Here is a 13692-nt window from a genome sequence, read left to right as displayed (position 1 = left end):
CACTCAGTACTTAAAACCGAAGCTCAGGAAGAAGCTGCGACCCGGTTCCGGGAAGCCATCGGTGAGCACGTAATAATCGTCGAACAGGTTGCGCACGCCCGCGCCTATCTCGACACCCTCGCGCAGCGCATAGTTCACCGTGAGGTTGGCCAGCGCATAACTCCCGGTGCGATAATAGCGCGTGCCCGCCGTGTTCACGGTCCAGCGGTTCGAGGCGATGTCGGCATTGGGCAGCACGTGCAACCCTTCGAGCGGTGACCAGTCGGCCCAAAGGAAGGCTTTGTGCGTCGGCACCCCGGTCGGCTGGAACGCGGCGTTGGTCGGATCGTCGAGATCGCGGTGGGTGTACGTGTAGTTGCCGCCCAGGCTGAGCGTGCGGTCCAGCCGCGCCGTCAGCGCGATTTCGCCGCCGTAGTAGTTGCCACTGCCAAGGTTGCGGCTCTGGGTCACCGACTGGCCCTGATAGATCATCGGGAACGCCACGATCACGTTATCGAGGTGCGAATAGAACGCTGCCGCCTCGGCATGGAGCGGGCCGAAGTCACGCGCGCCGCCGATCTCGTAATTGGTCGCCCGCTCGGCCTTGAGGTCCGGATTCGATGTGGCACCGCCGAAGCGCGAACTGAAGCGCTCGAAAATGGTCGGGAAACGTGCGCGCGAGGAAATGCTCGCGTGCAGACTGGTCTGCGCATCGACGCTCCAGACCAGCTGCGCCTGTCCGTTCAGCGCCTGCCCGTTGTGCAGCGCATATTCGATCAGCGCCCCGCTGGCATAGTCCTCGGCACGCGAGAGGTCGCGCCAATCGAAGCTGACACCGGCGGTGAAGGCCAGTGCCGAAGTCAGGTCGAGCCTGTTCTCGGCGGCAATGCTGTAGGTTTCCTCGACGCTGGTCTGCTTCGGCTCGACCGCGCCCGAGGGGAAGGCCTGCTGCCATTCTACATGCTTGTCGCGCCGGTAATGGGCGGCAACGCTCAGCCGATCGATATCGCTGACCGCAAGGTCGAGCTGCGCCGATCCGCCCCAGGCAGTGTCGGCATAATAGCTGTTGAAGGCGCGCGCCTTGGTCTGAGTGGTCTGGCTGGCATCATCGAAGGCGCGCAGCAGGTTGTCGAACCCGTTACGATAGACGCGGGTCTTGAGCGTCGCCCGGTCCCCCAGCGCGGTGGTCGAGAGGAAATAGATGCTATCGATATTCCAGTAGGGCCAAGACCAGTTACGCTGGGAGGCAGCGGGGTCGGTCACGTGCAGCGGCGCGTTCTTGGACCCTTCCTGCCGGGTATAGCTGATCGAATACTCGTCGGTAGCATTCGGCGTGAAGCCCAGTTTGGCGTTCACGCGCCAGTCGGCAGTGCGAGAGAAGTCGCGATGGCCGCCATCCTCGGCCGATCCGGCACTGGGCTCGTAGCTGCCGGGAAGATCCCAGTGATCGGTGAAATTGCGGGTATAGCTGGCCTGTGCGTACCACATGTCCTGCTTCGTCCCGAGCAGGGCGAAGATGTTGTAGCCGGTGTACTCGCCCTTGCGGCCAAGGTTCAGAGCGCCGCGCGCTTCGGCTTCGATCGGCTCGACCGGCTTGCGGGTGACGAGATTGATGGCGCCGCCCATCGCCCCCGGCCCGTCGAGCACCGAGGCATAGCCCTTGGCCACCTGCACTTGCGCGATGTCGGAAGTTAGGAAACGTCCATAGTCCAACCGCCCGTCGGCAGGCAGGTAGACGCGAATGCCGTCGATCGAGAGCGGCACCTGATAACGGTCGAAACCGCGCACGTTGATCAGCCGCTCATTGCGCGAACCGCCGCTGTTCGACGACGAGACGCCGGGCATCAGGTTGACCGCATCGTCCAGACTGTTGCGCTGGAACAGGGAGATCGCCTCGGCATCGAGCGTGGAGGACGTGATCGAGGGACCGCCCGGTGCCGGTGCAGTGACGATGATCTGGCCGAGCGTGAAAGCATTGCCGTGCTGCGCGTCCTGATCGGCGGGCGCCTCGGACTGGGCAAAGGCGGGCGTTGCAAGAATGCAGGAAAGAGTGACCGCACAAGCGGATGCGAAACGCATGAAAAAGCCCCCATGTTTTGTGCTGTCGCCGTTTCGACGATTCGCTATATCCGTCCGTATATAGTTTTTGTGCGATGCAAAAGTGCAGCGAAATGAGGACTTCAGGATGGTCGGACGCGAAATGACGAGTTCCAAAGGTGGGCTGCTTCTGGCCGCATTGCTGATGCTGGAGCCGACCGGCAGCGCGCTTGCGCAGGAGATGACCGGCGGGGCTGCGGCCTCCCCCGCTATCGCGCCCTCGCCCATTGCCTGCCCGGCCACGCCCGCCGCGCTGCCCGGCGAACTTTCCGGCTGGAACCGGCGCATGCCCCTGGCCGCCGCGCAAGACGCAGCGGCAGCGCGGCTGACGCCCGGTACGGCAGTGGACGGCACGCTCAGCCCCACGCCCGCGGTCCGCTATGCGCTGCGCCCCGAAAAACCGGGCGGATCGGTGAGTTTCGGCGGCATCTACGTCTTTACCGTGCCCACGGCGGGCCATTACCGCGTGGCGCTCGGCTCGGCGGCGTGGATCGACGTGATCAGGGCTGCCGACACCGGCAAAGACAATCCGGTCACGGGCCAGACCTCGATCGCCCATGGCCATGGTCCGGACTGTTCGGGTATCCGCAAGATGGTCGATTTCGCGCTCGAACCGGGGGACTATCTCCTGCAGATCTCGGCCAACGCCGACGCGAAGCTGCCCCTGCTCGTCACCCGCCTGCCCTGAGGGCGCGATGCGAAATGCGGTAAGGGGGGCAGTGACCGGACTGCTGCTGATCGCCACTGCGTTTTCCGGGCTGATGGCAGCGTCGCGCCCTCAGGGCAGGCAGGCGACGCAGCCCTCCGAGCGTGCCAAAGCGACCCGGATCGAACTTGGTCGTCGGCTGTTCTACGACGCGGATCTTTCGATCAACGGTACTATGTCCTGCGCGACCTGCCACGAGCAGCGCCACGGTTTCGCCGATGGCAACCGCACCCATCCGGGCGCGCTCGACGATCCAGGGCGGCGCAATGTACCAACGCTTGCCAATCTCGGAGATTTCCCGCGCCTGACATGGGCCGACCCGCGGCTCACCAGTCTGGAAGCGCAAGTAGCGGTACCGATTTTCGGCGACCACCCGGTCGAGATGGCAATGAAGGGGCAGGAAGCCGAAATCGCCCGCCGACTTGGCCGCGATCCCTGTTACCGCGCACAGTTCGCAGAGGCCTTTCCCGAGAGCGACGGCGCCATCGATTATCCCAGGGTCGCCAGCGCCCTTGCCGCCTTCGAACGCGCGCTCGTATCGCGCGGCAGCGACTGGGACAATTTCGCGCTGGAAGGGCAGGTCCGGGAAGGCGCGCAGATCTTCCGGCGCAATTGCGCAGGCTGCCACAGCGGCGCGAACTTCACCGATTCGCGCTATCACCGCATCGGTGCGATGCCGCCGTCGGGCGCCGCCGATCCCGGTCTTGCCGAAGTAACCCACCGTTCCAGCGACCGTGGCCGCTTCCGCACGCCCAGCCTGCGCAACGTCATCGTCAGCGCGCCATACCTGCACGACGGTTCCGCTCCGACGTTGGACGCCGCAATTGCCGCCCACACCCGGATCGCCCCGCTGCCGGCCAAAAAGCGCGGCGCAGTAGCTGCCTTCCTCGCCAGTCTGACCGATCATGCTTTCCTGACCAATCCGGCGTTCGGGCTGCCGCAAACCGCCTGCGGCAAAGTGCTGTGATTCTGCGGAGGTGGGCGTCGGCCGTTTTTTGGTCGCCTGAAAGTCATCTGGATTTCGCAGACATTCGGGGAAACCAGCGACCATCGATCGCGCCCAGCTCGCCAGCGACCGTCAGCTTAGCGCTTGCATTGCCATCCGCGCAATCGCATTGCCCGCCCAAGGAAACAACGTGCAGCCTTGGCGCGAAGACCACACATGAACGAGCCTGTCCTCTACAGCTTTCGGCGATGCCCCTACGCGATGCGCGCGCGGCTGGCCCTATATGTCAGCGGCACGCGCTGCGAACTTCGTGAGGTCAAGCTTTCCGCCAAGCCGGCGGAAATGCTCCTGGCTTCGCCGAAAGGCACGGTGCCGGTACTGATAACCGCCAAAGGCGGGATAATCGATCAGAGCCTCGACATCATGCGCGCCGCGCTTGGCTGGAACGATCCCGAAGCCTGGCTGGATCGCGACGATCCCGCGCTGATCGCGATCAACGACGGCCCGTTCAAATACGACCTCGACCGCTACAAGTACCCCGAACGCCACGACGCCGACGCGGCGGCGCACAGGGAAAGCGGATTGAAATTCCTTGAGAAACTGGAATCCAGACTGGTCAGCGCGCCCTTCCTGGGCGGCCCGTCACGCGGCTTGACCGATGCCGCCATCGCCCCGTTCGTCCGGCAATTCGCCGCGGTGGATCCTGAATGGTTCAAGCGGCAAAAGCTGCCGGGTGTGCAGCGGTGGCTGAGCGACTATCTGGCTTCCGCACTATTTGCCGCAATCATGACGCCCGTGAAGCCATGGTCACCCGAGGCAAATCCAATCTTCTTTCCCGAGGACTAAGATTACTTTCTGCGCCTCATAGCCGCCCTGCGGCGAACTGAATTCGGATTAAATGACCAGACGTTCACGCCTTGGCCAGAACGCTGCGCAGGCGGTCATCCACCCTATCGACCGGTAACAACGAAGGCGATCGCGCGATTGCTGTTGCCGACGTCGGTGGTCGGGTGCTGGGGTTTATCCCGATACCGAGGGGCGCTTCGAAGGTGCACTCTCGTTCTTCGATAGGCCGAGCCACGGCTTGATCGTGCTGATGGACGTGACCATGCGCCAGGCCCCTGCCCTCCCCAGCGCGACATCAATTCCCGGCCGAGCGCCCACCGACCACTTCGCCTACTTCCGATCCTATCCGGCAGCGGGCGCCAAGGCGCGATCGCCGTGCAGACGGCGATATCTGGAGGAGGAAATGCCATGAGGTCGTGCACATGGTTGAAGAAGGTGCCGGGCGTGCCGGACTGGCGCGTCTTTAGGCATTGCCGGGCCTATTCCCGGGGTCGTTTCTGGCCGACGGTGCTTTGGGCATCGCTGCTTGCGATGCTTTCCGTTCCCGCCATGGCCCAGCAGGCGCCTGATGCGGCGGGGCCCCCGGCGACGCTTTTCCAGAATGTCCGCATTTTCGACGGCAAGAACGCGAACCTATCCGGCCCTTCCAATGTGCTGGTCCGAGGCAACATCATCGAGCGGATTTCGACGGATACGATTGCCCCCGATGCAAATACGCTGGTTATCGACGGCGGTGGCCGGACCTTGATGCCGGGCCTGATCGACGCGCATTGGCATGCCATGTTTATCCGCCCGACCCCGGCCGAAATGTTGACCGGAAACGAGGGCTACCTCAATCTGATCGCGGGTGATGAGGCGAAAGACACGCTGCTGCGCGGCTTCACGACGGTCCGCGACGTGGGCGGGCCGGTGTTCGGCCTCAAGCAGGCGATCGACGCCGGATTTGCGATCGGCCCGCGCATCTACCCGTCCGGCGCGATGATTACCGTTACCAGCGGCCATGGCGATTTCCGGCAGCTTTCGGACCTGCCGCGCCAAATCGGCGGTCCGCTCACGCGCGGAGAGCAGATGGGCGGCTATGCGATTGCCGACACCCCCGACGAAGTGCGCGTGCGTGTGCGCGAGCAGTTGATGCAGGGCGCCTCGCAGATCAAGCTTACGGCGGGCGGCGGGGTCTCCTCGCCCTTCAGCCCGATCGATGTGGTGACCTTTACCGTGCCCGAGCTTCGCGCCGCCGTGGAGGCCGCGCACAACTGGGGCACATACGTCACCGTGCACGCCTTCACCCCGGAAGCGATCGAGGGGGCGATTGCCGCGGGGGTGACCTGCATCGAACACGGTTTCCTCATGACCGAGGCCGATGCCAAGCTGATCGCCCAGAAGGGCATCTGGCTCAGCCTGCAGCCACTGCCCGATGAGTTGCGCACCGGCTTTCCGGTCGGCTCCGTGCAGCGCGAAAAGGCCGATGAAGTCTTCCCCGGAATTGGCCGCACCTATGAGCTTGCCAAGAAGTACAAGATCAAGACGGCGTGGGGCACCGACGTCCTGTTCTCACGCGCATTGGCGCAGCAGCAGGGCGCCATTCTGGCGTCGCTTGCCCGCTGGTACACGCCTGCGGAAGCGCTGATCATGGCGACCTCCACCAACGCCGAACTGCTGAAGCTGTCGGGCAAGCGCGCGCCTTATGCGGGCACACTGGGCGTGGTCCAGACCGGCGCGCTGGCGGATCTGCTGCTGGTGGATGGCAACCCGCTTCAGAACCTCAATCTCGTAGCCGATCCGGCCAAAAATTTCGTGGTCATCATGAAGGACGGAAAGGTCTACAAGAACACTCTGTCCCGATAATCGAAGTGGTGGGGCATCGGGGCCCCTATGCCCCACTGCGGTGCCAAGGCAATTGCGGGACGATGCCCTCCTTCGGCCAGCGGCGGCTGAGATGGCCGGAGACCAGATGAAATCAGTCCCGGATCGCATTGAGCCGATCGGTTTGGCAGCTCTTACTTCTACCATCACGCCGGGTGACCTTCGCTGACAAGTATGATGTCATTCGGCGATGCGGTCGATCGGCGATACTCAGCCGGCCCCGGTTACATATCCGTTTTCCTCGTCAGCAGCATTCGCCGCCGCGTTGCGCGCCGCTCGCCCCAATTTTTCCTTGAGGGCGGTGAGCGCGCCGGGAGACCAGTCGTGCACGTCCGTCACGGCCGCCCAGGCATCGATATAATGCTCCGGCGCATAGACGTGGCCGTGGCCCATCGGCGTGGACATGGAGAGAGGCATGTCGATGGCGATCTGCACCATCGTCACCACGGGATACCACCGCAGATCGGGGGAAACATCCGGTCCGACCGGTGCCTTCATCCATTCGGGTTTCCTGTAGAGATCGCGATAATCGAAGAAGGTGATGGCGTCGCTGGAGTACTGCAGATAGGCGACCCGCATGTTGCCCCAGCGCGTGTCTGCGGGCACGGCGAAGCCGCCCTGATTGATGAACCGCACGATGCGACTGTCGCGGAATTCCGGCCGCCAGATCGGCGAGCCCTTTCGCCGCTGAGCCGTGATCGAGCGCCAGATCCGGTTCTCGAACGTCGGGCCGCTCCACACCGCACCGGCGATCGGATCGTCGATCGTGCCGAAGAGTTCGACCGACTTTTCGGAATTCATGGAGCCGAGGCTAAGGCCATGAAGATAGAGTTGCGGCCGCTTGTCGCGGGGCAGGTGCGACCAATAATCGTAGATTGCGGTGAAGAGTTCCTGCGCGGCCTGCGCCCCGTTTTCGGGGTGAGCCAGCAGCGCCAGCGGGCTGCTGAGGTAGGAATATTGCGTGGCCACACTGCTGACGTCGCCATGGTGCAGGTATTCCAGGCTGTCGATGGCTGAAGGGTCGACCCAGCCGGTTCCGGTGGGCGTGATGACCACCAATATGGAACGATCGAACCCGCCCTGCCGCTTCAGTTCCTCCAGCGCCAGCATGGCGCGCGCATGGGCCGTGCCGGCACTCCGCAGGCCGACATAGACGCGGATGGGCTCGATAGCCGGGCGACCGGTCATCGCAGCAATCTGGCGGGCCGTAGGGCCGGAGGCCACGAAGCGTCTGCCCATGCGGCCAAGCTCGTCCCATCTCACCAGGGATGCAGCGCTGCCGGTTCTGGCGGGATCGGACGGCTGTTTGCGCTCCGGCTCGAAAAGGGCGTCGGTCTCGCGATAGGAGAAATCCAGCGCATCGAATGCGCCGCGCAGCGCGACATCGCTGGTCAGCGACCAGACGACAAAGGCCGTCAACGCGACGCCGATCACGGTGGCGACGCGGGGCGGAACATAGCGGGCCGCACGGGCGGTGAGCGCGCGCGCCAGCCGCAGCAGCAACCGCGCCACGATGAGGAGGATCATGAAAGTGGCCAGAGCAATCAGGCAGACCTGGAGCGTGTAGCCCGCGTCGACGGGCTCCATGCCCATCAGCGATCGTATGGAGTTCTGCCAGCCCGCCGCGCGCCAGAGGACGATCAGGAGAAGGATGCCCATGCCGGCCGCCATGCCGCCCAGAAGGATCCTTCGTGTCTTTCCCACGGGATCGGGCAATTGCATGTACCGCCATAACCAGCGGCAAAACAGACCGAGGGCGTAGCCGAAGGCAAAACCCAGCCCGCCAAGTGCGCCTTGTGCGATCGTGCCACGGGGGATCAGTGTCGGAGTAAGGGCGGCCGAAAACGTGAGCGCACCAAGGATGAGGCCGAAACGGGACAGTGATGCTGCCCAATGGCGCAAACCGCGCGCAAATCTTTCGGCCATACTCACCGGGCGCCCCCTGAATGGATTTCGCCAGACTATCCGAATCCGGACCATAGCCAACGTGCCGAGGGTGGCAAGCTGCGGTGGTCTGAGCCAAAGCAAGGTATCGGGCGGATACTGCATTGGTCTTGGCCATGCGGATGTAGACGCGATAATTCCATCGGCAGGAGCACCTGCGACCACGCGGGCGCATCCGACAAAACAAGAAATGACGATGGAGAAGATGCCGTGGTCGCCATGACCTTCGCGGGAATTCCTGCGCCCAATTCGCCTGTCCGCTCCGGATCGCCGCAGCCCTAGGGCGCATAGCGGGAAGCTGGTCGGCCCTCGCCCCCTTCAGCACGAACATCACCGGAGAGAGACGATGGTCAGCCTTCTGGTTCTGGCCGCGGCTACGGCTGCGCCCCTGATTTCTGCGGCGCCTGCCACTGCCGCCACACTTGCCGCCGCCGCCCCTCAGGACGAATTGCAGCAGGTGCCCACGGCGCCCGATCCCGCGCCCCGTACGGCACCGCCGCGCGTAAGACTGCCGGTACCGCCCACCGCACCACCGGACCTTTCGAAAGCCGCGGTGGAAAACCCGCCGATGGGTTCCGACGTACAGCTTCAACGCACACCGCGCGCGCAGGCCCTGCCTTATGATGAAGACTACAGCGACTTTGCCGATCCGGCCAAGCGCAAGGGGCTCTGGGCCAAGCTGAAGTATATTCCGCTGACGGATGCCAGCTATCTGACGGTCGGCGGCGAGATGCGCTGGCGCTTCGAACTGCGCAATGAAGAACGCTTCGGTGGCGGCAAGCAGGACGACGACGGGAATTTCGAACAGCGCATCCGCGTCTGGGGCGATCTGCATCTGGGCGATCACCTGCGCGTGTTCGGAGAACTCAAGAGCGGATTGCAGGCAGGATACAGCGGGCAGCAACTGGTGTCCGACAAAAAGACCATCGATCTTGCCCAGGCCTTCGTCGAAGTTCACGCTCCGGCCGGCAACGGCACGCTGAGCTTCCGCGTGGGGCGTCAGGAAATCGGCATCGGCGGCTTCCGCCTGTTCGACATGCGCGATGGCCCGAACGTGCGCCGTTCTTTCGATGCCGCGCGCATCCGCTTCACGCAGGGCCCGTGGGATGCCGAAGTGCTGGGCGGCTTCACGATCACCGAAACCACCACCGCCTTCGACAACAGCACCAATTACGACGCGCCATTCTGGGGTGCGCGCGTGGCGCGGGACCTGGGATCGGTCGTGCCCGGCGGAAGGCTGGAAGGGCTGTGGGTCCATACGCGCCGGCCGGTGGCGAAGTATGACGCAGGCTCCGCCGCCGAAGCGCGCGACACTTATTCACTGCGCTTCAGCGGCAAACAGAAAAAGCTGGAATGGGACGTGGAGGCCATCGGCCAGACCGGCCATTGGGGCGACCAGACCGTTCGCGCCGGTTTCCTGACCGCCTATGCCAGCTACGGCCTTGCCCTGCCCGCCACGCCCCGACTCGGCCTGCGTTTCGAGGTCGGTTCAGGGGACAAGAGCAAGTCCGACAACCGGATGAACACCTATTATCAGTTGTTCGCTCGCCCGCTGACGATCAACGGCGAACTGGGCCGCGCCAACCTGATCACCTTCGGCCCCACCGCGACGATCACGCCGATGAAGAAGCTGACGGTGGACGCCACGGTGATGGGTCTGTGGCGGACATCCCTGCAAGATGGCCTCTACGGCGCGCCCGGCCAGTTGATCATCAAGGCCGATGAAGGAACCGCGCGGCAAGTGGGCGTGCGCGGCACTTTGGGCGCGCGTTACGCGATCTCTCCGTTCTGGGTGGTCGGCACTTATTTCAACCACGTCCAGAAAGGCCGCTTCATCAAGCAAGTGCCGGACGGGCACAATCTGGATTACTTCAACCTGTTCACGACAGTGAGGTTTTGATCGACAGAGTCAGGGCGAAGCCCTCTGCGTGCGAAGATAGGCGATCAGGTCGGCGCGATCGAGTGCATCGGGAACGCCGCGAAACTGCATCGTCGTACCGGGAACGAATGCTTGCGGATCCGCCATCCAGACGTCCAGCGTGCGTTCGTCCCAAGTGCCGCCGGCTTTCGCGAGAGCAGCGGTGTAGCTGTAGCGCGCGCGGTTGGTGGCGAACTTAGTGCCATAGACGCCGAACAGGTTCGGTCCGCCCCGATCCATCGCGCCGTCCATGATGCTGTGGCATGCGGCGCATTGCCGGAACTTGCGTGCGCCGGCCTCCGCGCTGGCGACTTTCATCAGATCGGTCAGTGCAGGATGCGGACCTGCCTGACGCAGACGCTCGTCATGCCGGTCGTCCCCGCAGCCGGCCAGCGTCAATGCCAAGGCCAACAGGGCAGGCCCGACGATTGCCGAAAATGTCTTCGTCACGTCAGTCGCGGTGGAAGAATGCGGGGCGTCCGCTGAGGACGTTGCGGGCCATCAGGCCGTTGTCGTGCAGCGCCAGTGCGCCGCCGGGCGTCGCTTCGTCCCAGAAACCCGGGTCGGCATATTGGTCGAGCGCTTCTCGATAGCGCGCCAGAACGCCGGCCTGCCTTGAAAAGAGCTCTGCAGCTGCGCGAATTTCGGGGAAGTCGTCCCCCTCCCCCGCGATCACCATGCGGGACAGGTCCGCGCGGCCGGTGGCATCGAAGTAGCCGGCCACGAAAGTCCGCGCGAGGTCTATCCCTTCAGCCATCGTGCTTTTCCGCGCGCGCATTCAGTTCGGCCCAGAGCTTTTCGGTTCCGGCCTCCTGCGCCTTGTTGACGTATTGCGACGCGACCAGCCAGCCCTTGATATAGGGCAAAGGCAGGATGCAGCCGATCCCCAGCAGCGGGAACGATGTAATCAGATGCACCCAGAACGGCGGCTCGAACGCAACCTGCAGCCAGACCGCGAAGAACGTCAGCGGGAAAGCGACGATACACAGCGAGAAGAACGCAGGGCCGTCGTCCGGTGCCGCAATTAGGGCAGGTATCCTGCAACTTCAGCCACTTTCGGAACATCGGGCCCTTGCCGCAGCGAGGGCACAGGCCCTTGAGGCCGCAATGGAATATCCAGCGGCCCTTATCGGTCTGCTTTCCCGCATGCGATGCGTCTGGTTGCGTCATGGTTCGATCCGCATGTTGCTTCGACTCGGGCGAAAGTGCGCCCGTTCAGTCGGTCTTGCCTTATATGGGTTTTGTATGCATACAAAGTCAATGCAAACGACATCGCAAAGCTGGCTGCCGGACATCGTGCAGGCCCATGGTCCGGTCTATCTCGCCATCTGCGCGGCAATCGGGCGCGATGTCGAAGTCGGCCGGCTGAGCCCGGGCGATCGTCTTCCTCCCCAGCGCGAACTGGCAGACGCCTTGGGGATCGACACCGGCACGGTGACGCGCGCCTATGCCGAAGCGCGTCGACAGGGGCTGATCGATGCGGAAGGCCGGCGCGGCAGCTTCGTGCGGGGGCCGGCGCGCAAGGCGGCAGAGCAACTACCGCCGTTCGACACCGGGATGAACCTGCCGCCGATTCCGGCCGACGGGACGTTCTCCGCCCGCTTCGCCGCAACGTTGCAGACGGTTCTGGACGGTCCTTCGGCTGCGAACCGGATCCAGTACCAACCTGCCGGCGGGGCGCCGGAGGACCGGCTTGCCGGGGCGCGGTGGCTTGCCGCGCAAGGCATCGCGGCGGACGAGGACAATGTGGTCGTCACCAGCGGTGCGCAGACTGCGCTGCACGCGGTCGCCAGTTCCATCCTGGAACGCGGCGACGCGGTCTGCACCGCCCCCTTCGTCTATCCGGGATGGGCGGCGATCTGCCGCCGATTGGGCATCAGCCTGATCTCCATCGCGGCGGACCGGCACGGAATCGATCCCGATGCGCTGGAACGGGCCTGTACCTCCGGCAAGATCCGGGCGGTCTACGTCGTGCCGGACAATGACAATCCCACCACCGCGACGCTGAACCGCGATCGTCGGGAGCGGATCGTGGAGATCGCGCGCCGGCACGATGTGCTGATTATCGAGGACGATCCCTATTCGCGCCTGTCGGAACACAGCATACCGGCTCTGGCCGCGATCGCGCCGGAGCGCACGTGGCACGTGGCCAGCCTGTCCAAGCTGATATCGCCCGCGCTGCGCATCGCCTATCTGCGGGCGCCGCTGCTGCGCGACGCGCTGCGACTGGCGACGGACACGCATGAAACTACCGTCATGCCACCTCCGCTGAACCTTGCCGTCTGCACCCACTGGCTGACTGACGGGACGTGGGCGGAACTGGTGGGCGAAGTGCGGGCGGAATGTCTGGCGCGGCAGGCTATCGTGCGGGAGGTACTGCCGGAAGGATCCCATCGCACCGCGCCGGCCGGCTATCACCTCTGGATACCGCTGGAAGGAGAGACGCGCGCGTTCGAACTGGTGGCGGCGATGCGGGCCTTGGGAATCTCTGCCGTATCGAGCGAGCAATTCCGCGTCGATCCTGCCGTACGGGAACATGCCGTGCGGCTGTCGATCGGTGGCAGCATCGATCACCAGCGGCTGCGACGCGCGTTGGAAGTCACCGAAGCGATGCTTCACCATCGCGGAGGCCGGGCCAGCCCATTGGTTTGAGCCGCGGCTGCGGCGATTTCAACGCCAAGGGTATGGCCTGAGCGCAGGCACGGCGCTAAGGGCCGCCGATGTCGATTGCCAAAGACCTCGCCCAACTTGGGAAGCACATTGCCGCGCAGCATGGCTGGCCGGCGGCCAAGGCTTTCAAGTCCTATGAAATGTCGGACGCCGACCGGGCCGCGCTTTCGAAGTGCGCGGTGGACTTGCTGACGGTCTTCCCCGCCGCTGCCGATTCCAGCGCGATGATGAGCGCGGCCTTGGCCGTGGCCCTGGAAAGCCGGTTGAACGCCCCCGTGCAGGTCGTCGCGGGCACGCTTTCAGTGGAAGGCGTGCCGGTGTTCGGCGACAGGCAGCCGTTCGACGGCGAGAAAGTCTTCGGAGAGGCCGATCAGGACTGGAATGGGCAGGACTGGAACGGTCACGTCTGGGTGATGGTGGGGCCGTACATCGTCGATATCTCGATCTTCCGAACCGCCTATTCCGCGGAAGGACCGGCCCGGCTCTCCCGCCATGTCGATCTGGTGTTCGGCCCGGGCAAGGCGCTCTATGTCGACTTGTGGAAGCGCACCGGACAGCAGGGCCTTGGCTACGAACCGCAATACGTGCTGAGCGCGGATGAAGTGACCCGCCTGATGGGCAGGGCCTATCACCTGATCCAGCAAGCCCGGCCGTCCTGACGCCGCGAAAGCACCTCCTTAGGGAGCCTTTTCGACATTCACCGATCCATCCTCACGGCGATTA

At 64.3% G+C, this 13692-nt stretch carries 11 protein-coding genes and 1 pseudogene; 7 read left to right on the top strand and 5 right to left on the bottom strand.

Going from position 1 to position 13692, the window contains the following annotated elements; translation table 11 throughout:
• Nucleotides 1–3 precede the first annotated feature (3 nt).
• Entirely contained in the window at nucleotides 4–2058 is a 2055-nt protein-coding gene (locus ACZ1JV_RS06200; protein ID WP_465148805.1) for a TonB-dependent receptor plug domain-containing protein, read from the bottom strand.
• A gap of 121 nt (nucleotides 2059–2179) precedes the next feature.
• On the opposite strand from ACZ1JV_RS06200, the gene ACZ1JV_RS06195 reads away from it, so the two are divergent.
• The 4 genes from ACZ1JV_RS06195 (at nucleotide 2180) to ACZ1JV_RS06180 (ending at nucleotide 6419) form a co-directional block, all read left to right on the top strand.
• Nucleotides 2180–2764, top strand: a complete 585-nt coding sequence (locus ACZ1JV_RS06195; protein WP_465148804.1) for a homogentisate 1,2-dioxygenase — start codon at nucleotides 2180–2182, stop codon at nucleotides 2762–2764.
• A gap of 31 nt (nucleotides 2765–2795) precedes the next feature.
• Nucleotides 2796–3749, top strand: coding sequence for a cytochrome-c peroxidase (locus tag ACZ1JV_RS06190; protein ID WP_465148803.1), 954 nt, complete (start codon nucleotides 2796–2798; stop codon nucleotides 3747–3749).
• Nucleotides 3750–3944: 195 nt separating this feature from the next.
• Nucleotides 3945–4574, top strand: a complete 630-nt coding sequence (locus tag ACZ1JV_RS06185) for a glutathione S-transferase (RefSeq protein WP_465149787.1) — start codon at nucleotides 3945–3947, stop codon at nucleotides 4572–4574.
• A gap of 408 nt (nucleotides 4575–4982) precedes the next feature.
• A complete protein-coding gene (locus ACZ1JV_RS06180; RefSeq protein WP_465148802.1) occupies nucleotides 4983–6419 on the top strand; it encodes a metal-dependent hydrolase family protein in 1437 nt (478 codons plus the stop codon).
• A gap of 228 nt (nucleotides 6420–6647) precedes the next feature.
• On the opposite strand, the gene ACZ1JV_RS06175 is transcribed toward ACZ1JV_RS06180, so the two are convergent.
• Nucleotides 6648–8363 (bottom strand): alpha/beta hydrolase, encoded by a 1716-nt coding sequence (locus tag ACZ1JV_RS06175; RefSeq protein WP_465149786.1) that lies wholly within the window; start codon nucleotides 8361–8363, stop codon nucleotides 6648–6650.
• A gap of 364 nt (nucleotides 8364–8727) precedes the next feature.
• Between ACZ1JV_RS06175 and ACZ1JV_RS06170 the strand changes: the two genes are divergently transcribed.
• The gene (locus tag ACZ1JV_RS06170; protein ID WP_465148801.1) at nucleotides 8728–10281 is read left to right on the top strand and encodes an alginate export family protein; all 1554 of its coding nucleotides are present in this window, start codon (nucleotides 8728–8730) and stop codon (nucleotides 10279–10281) included.
• A 9-nt stretch (nucleotides 10282–10290) separates the two neighbouring features.
• On the opposite strand, the gene ACZ1JV_RS06165 is transcribed toward ACZ1JV_RS06170, so the two are convergent.
• The 3 genes and pseudogenes from ACZ1JV_RS06165 to ACZ1JV_RS06155 form a co-directional block, all read right to left on the bottom strand.
• On the bottom strand, nucleotides 10291–10749 hold the full coding sequence (locus ACZ1JV_RS06165; protein ID WP_465148800.1) for a c-type cytochrome: 459 nt from the start codon (nucleotides 10747–10749) through the stop codon (nucleotides 10291–10293).
• A gap of 1 nt (nucleotide 10750) precedes the next feature.
• On the bottom strand, nucleotides 10751–11056 hold the full coding sequence (locus tag ACZ1JV_RS06160) for a hypothetical protein (protein ID WP_465148799.1): 306 nt from the start codon (nucleotides 11054–11056) through the stop codon (nucleotides 10751–10753).
• Nucleotides 11049–11469, bottom strand: a pseudogene (locus ACZ1JV_RS06155) (DUF983 domain-containing protein). The gene ACZ1JV_RS06160 and the pseudogene ACZ1JV_RS06155 overlap by 8 nt, the downstream one beginning before the upstream one ends.
• 90 nt (nucleotides 11470–11559) lie before the next feature.
• Here ACZ1JV_RS06155 and ACZ1JV_RS06150 point away from each other — a divergent pair.
• Nucleotides 11560–12951, top strand: coding sequence for an aminotransferase-like domain-containing protein (locus tag ACZ1JV_RS06150; RefSeq protein ID WP_465148798.1), 1392 nt, complete (start codon nucleotides 11560–11562; stop codon nucleotides 12949–12951).
• A gap of 68 nt (nucleotides 12952–13019) precedes the next feature.
• Nucleotides 13020–13628 carry a hypothetical protein gene (locus tag ACZ1JV_RS06145; protein WP_465148797.1) on the top strand — a complete coding sequence of 203 codons (609 nt, stop codon included), beginning with the start codon at nucleotides 13020–13022 and terminating at the stop codon, nucleotides 13626–13628.
• The last annotated feature ends 64 nt before the right edge of the window (nucleotides 13629–13692 follow it).

The sequence above is a fragment of the Novosphingobium sp. BL-S-19 genome (assembly GCF_055521675.1).
Note: the sequence above shows the minus strand (reverse complement) of the source record. Positions and strands in the feature narration are given on the sequence as shown.

Bases quoted from the DNA above. Each gene is read 5' to 3' on its own strand.
- ACZ1JV_RS06200 (WP_465148805.1), bottom strand. From the start codon at position 2,058: ATGCGTTTCGCATCCGCTTGTGCGGTCACTCTTTCCTGCATTCTTGCA.
- ACZ1JV_RS06195 (WP_465148804.1), top strand. From the start codon at position 2,180: ATGACGAGTTCCAAAGGTGGGCTGCTTCTGGCCGCATTGCTGATGCTG.
- ACZ1JV_RS06185 (WP_465149787.1), top strand. From the start codon at position 3,945: ATGAACGAGCCTGTCCTCTACAGCTTTCGGCGATGCCCCTACGCGATG.
- ACZ1JV_RS06180 (WP_465148802.1), top strand. From the start codon at position 4,983: ATGAGGTCGTGCACATGGTTGAAGAAGGTGCCGGGCGTGCCGGACTGG.
- ACZ1JV_RS06175 (WP_465149786.1), bottom strand. From the start codon at position 8,363: ATGGCCGAAAGATTTGCGCGCGGTTTGCGCCATTGGGCAGCATCACTG.
- ACZ1JV_RS06170 (WP_465148801.1), top strand. From the start codon at position 8,728: ATGGTCAGCCTTCTGGTTCTGGCCGCGGCTACGGCTGCGCCCCTGATT.
- ACZ1JV_RS06160 (WP_465148799.1), bottom strand. From the start codon at position 11,056: ATGGCTGAAGGGATAGACCTCGCGCGGACTTTCGTGGCCGGCTACTTC.
- ACZ1JV_RS06150 (WP_465148798.1), top strand. From the start codon at position 11,560: ATGCAAACGACATCGCAAAGCTGGCTGCCGGACATCGTGCAGGCCCAT.
- ACZ1JV_RS06145 (WP_465148797.1), top strand. From the start codon at position 13,020: ATGTCGATTGCCAAAGACCTCGCCCAACTTGGGAAGCACATTGCCGCG.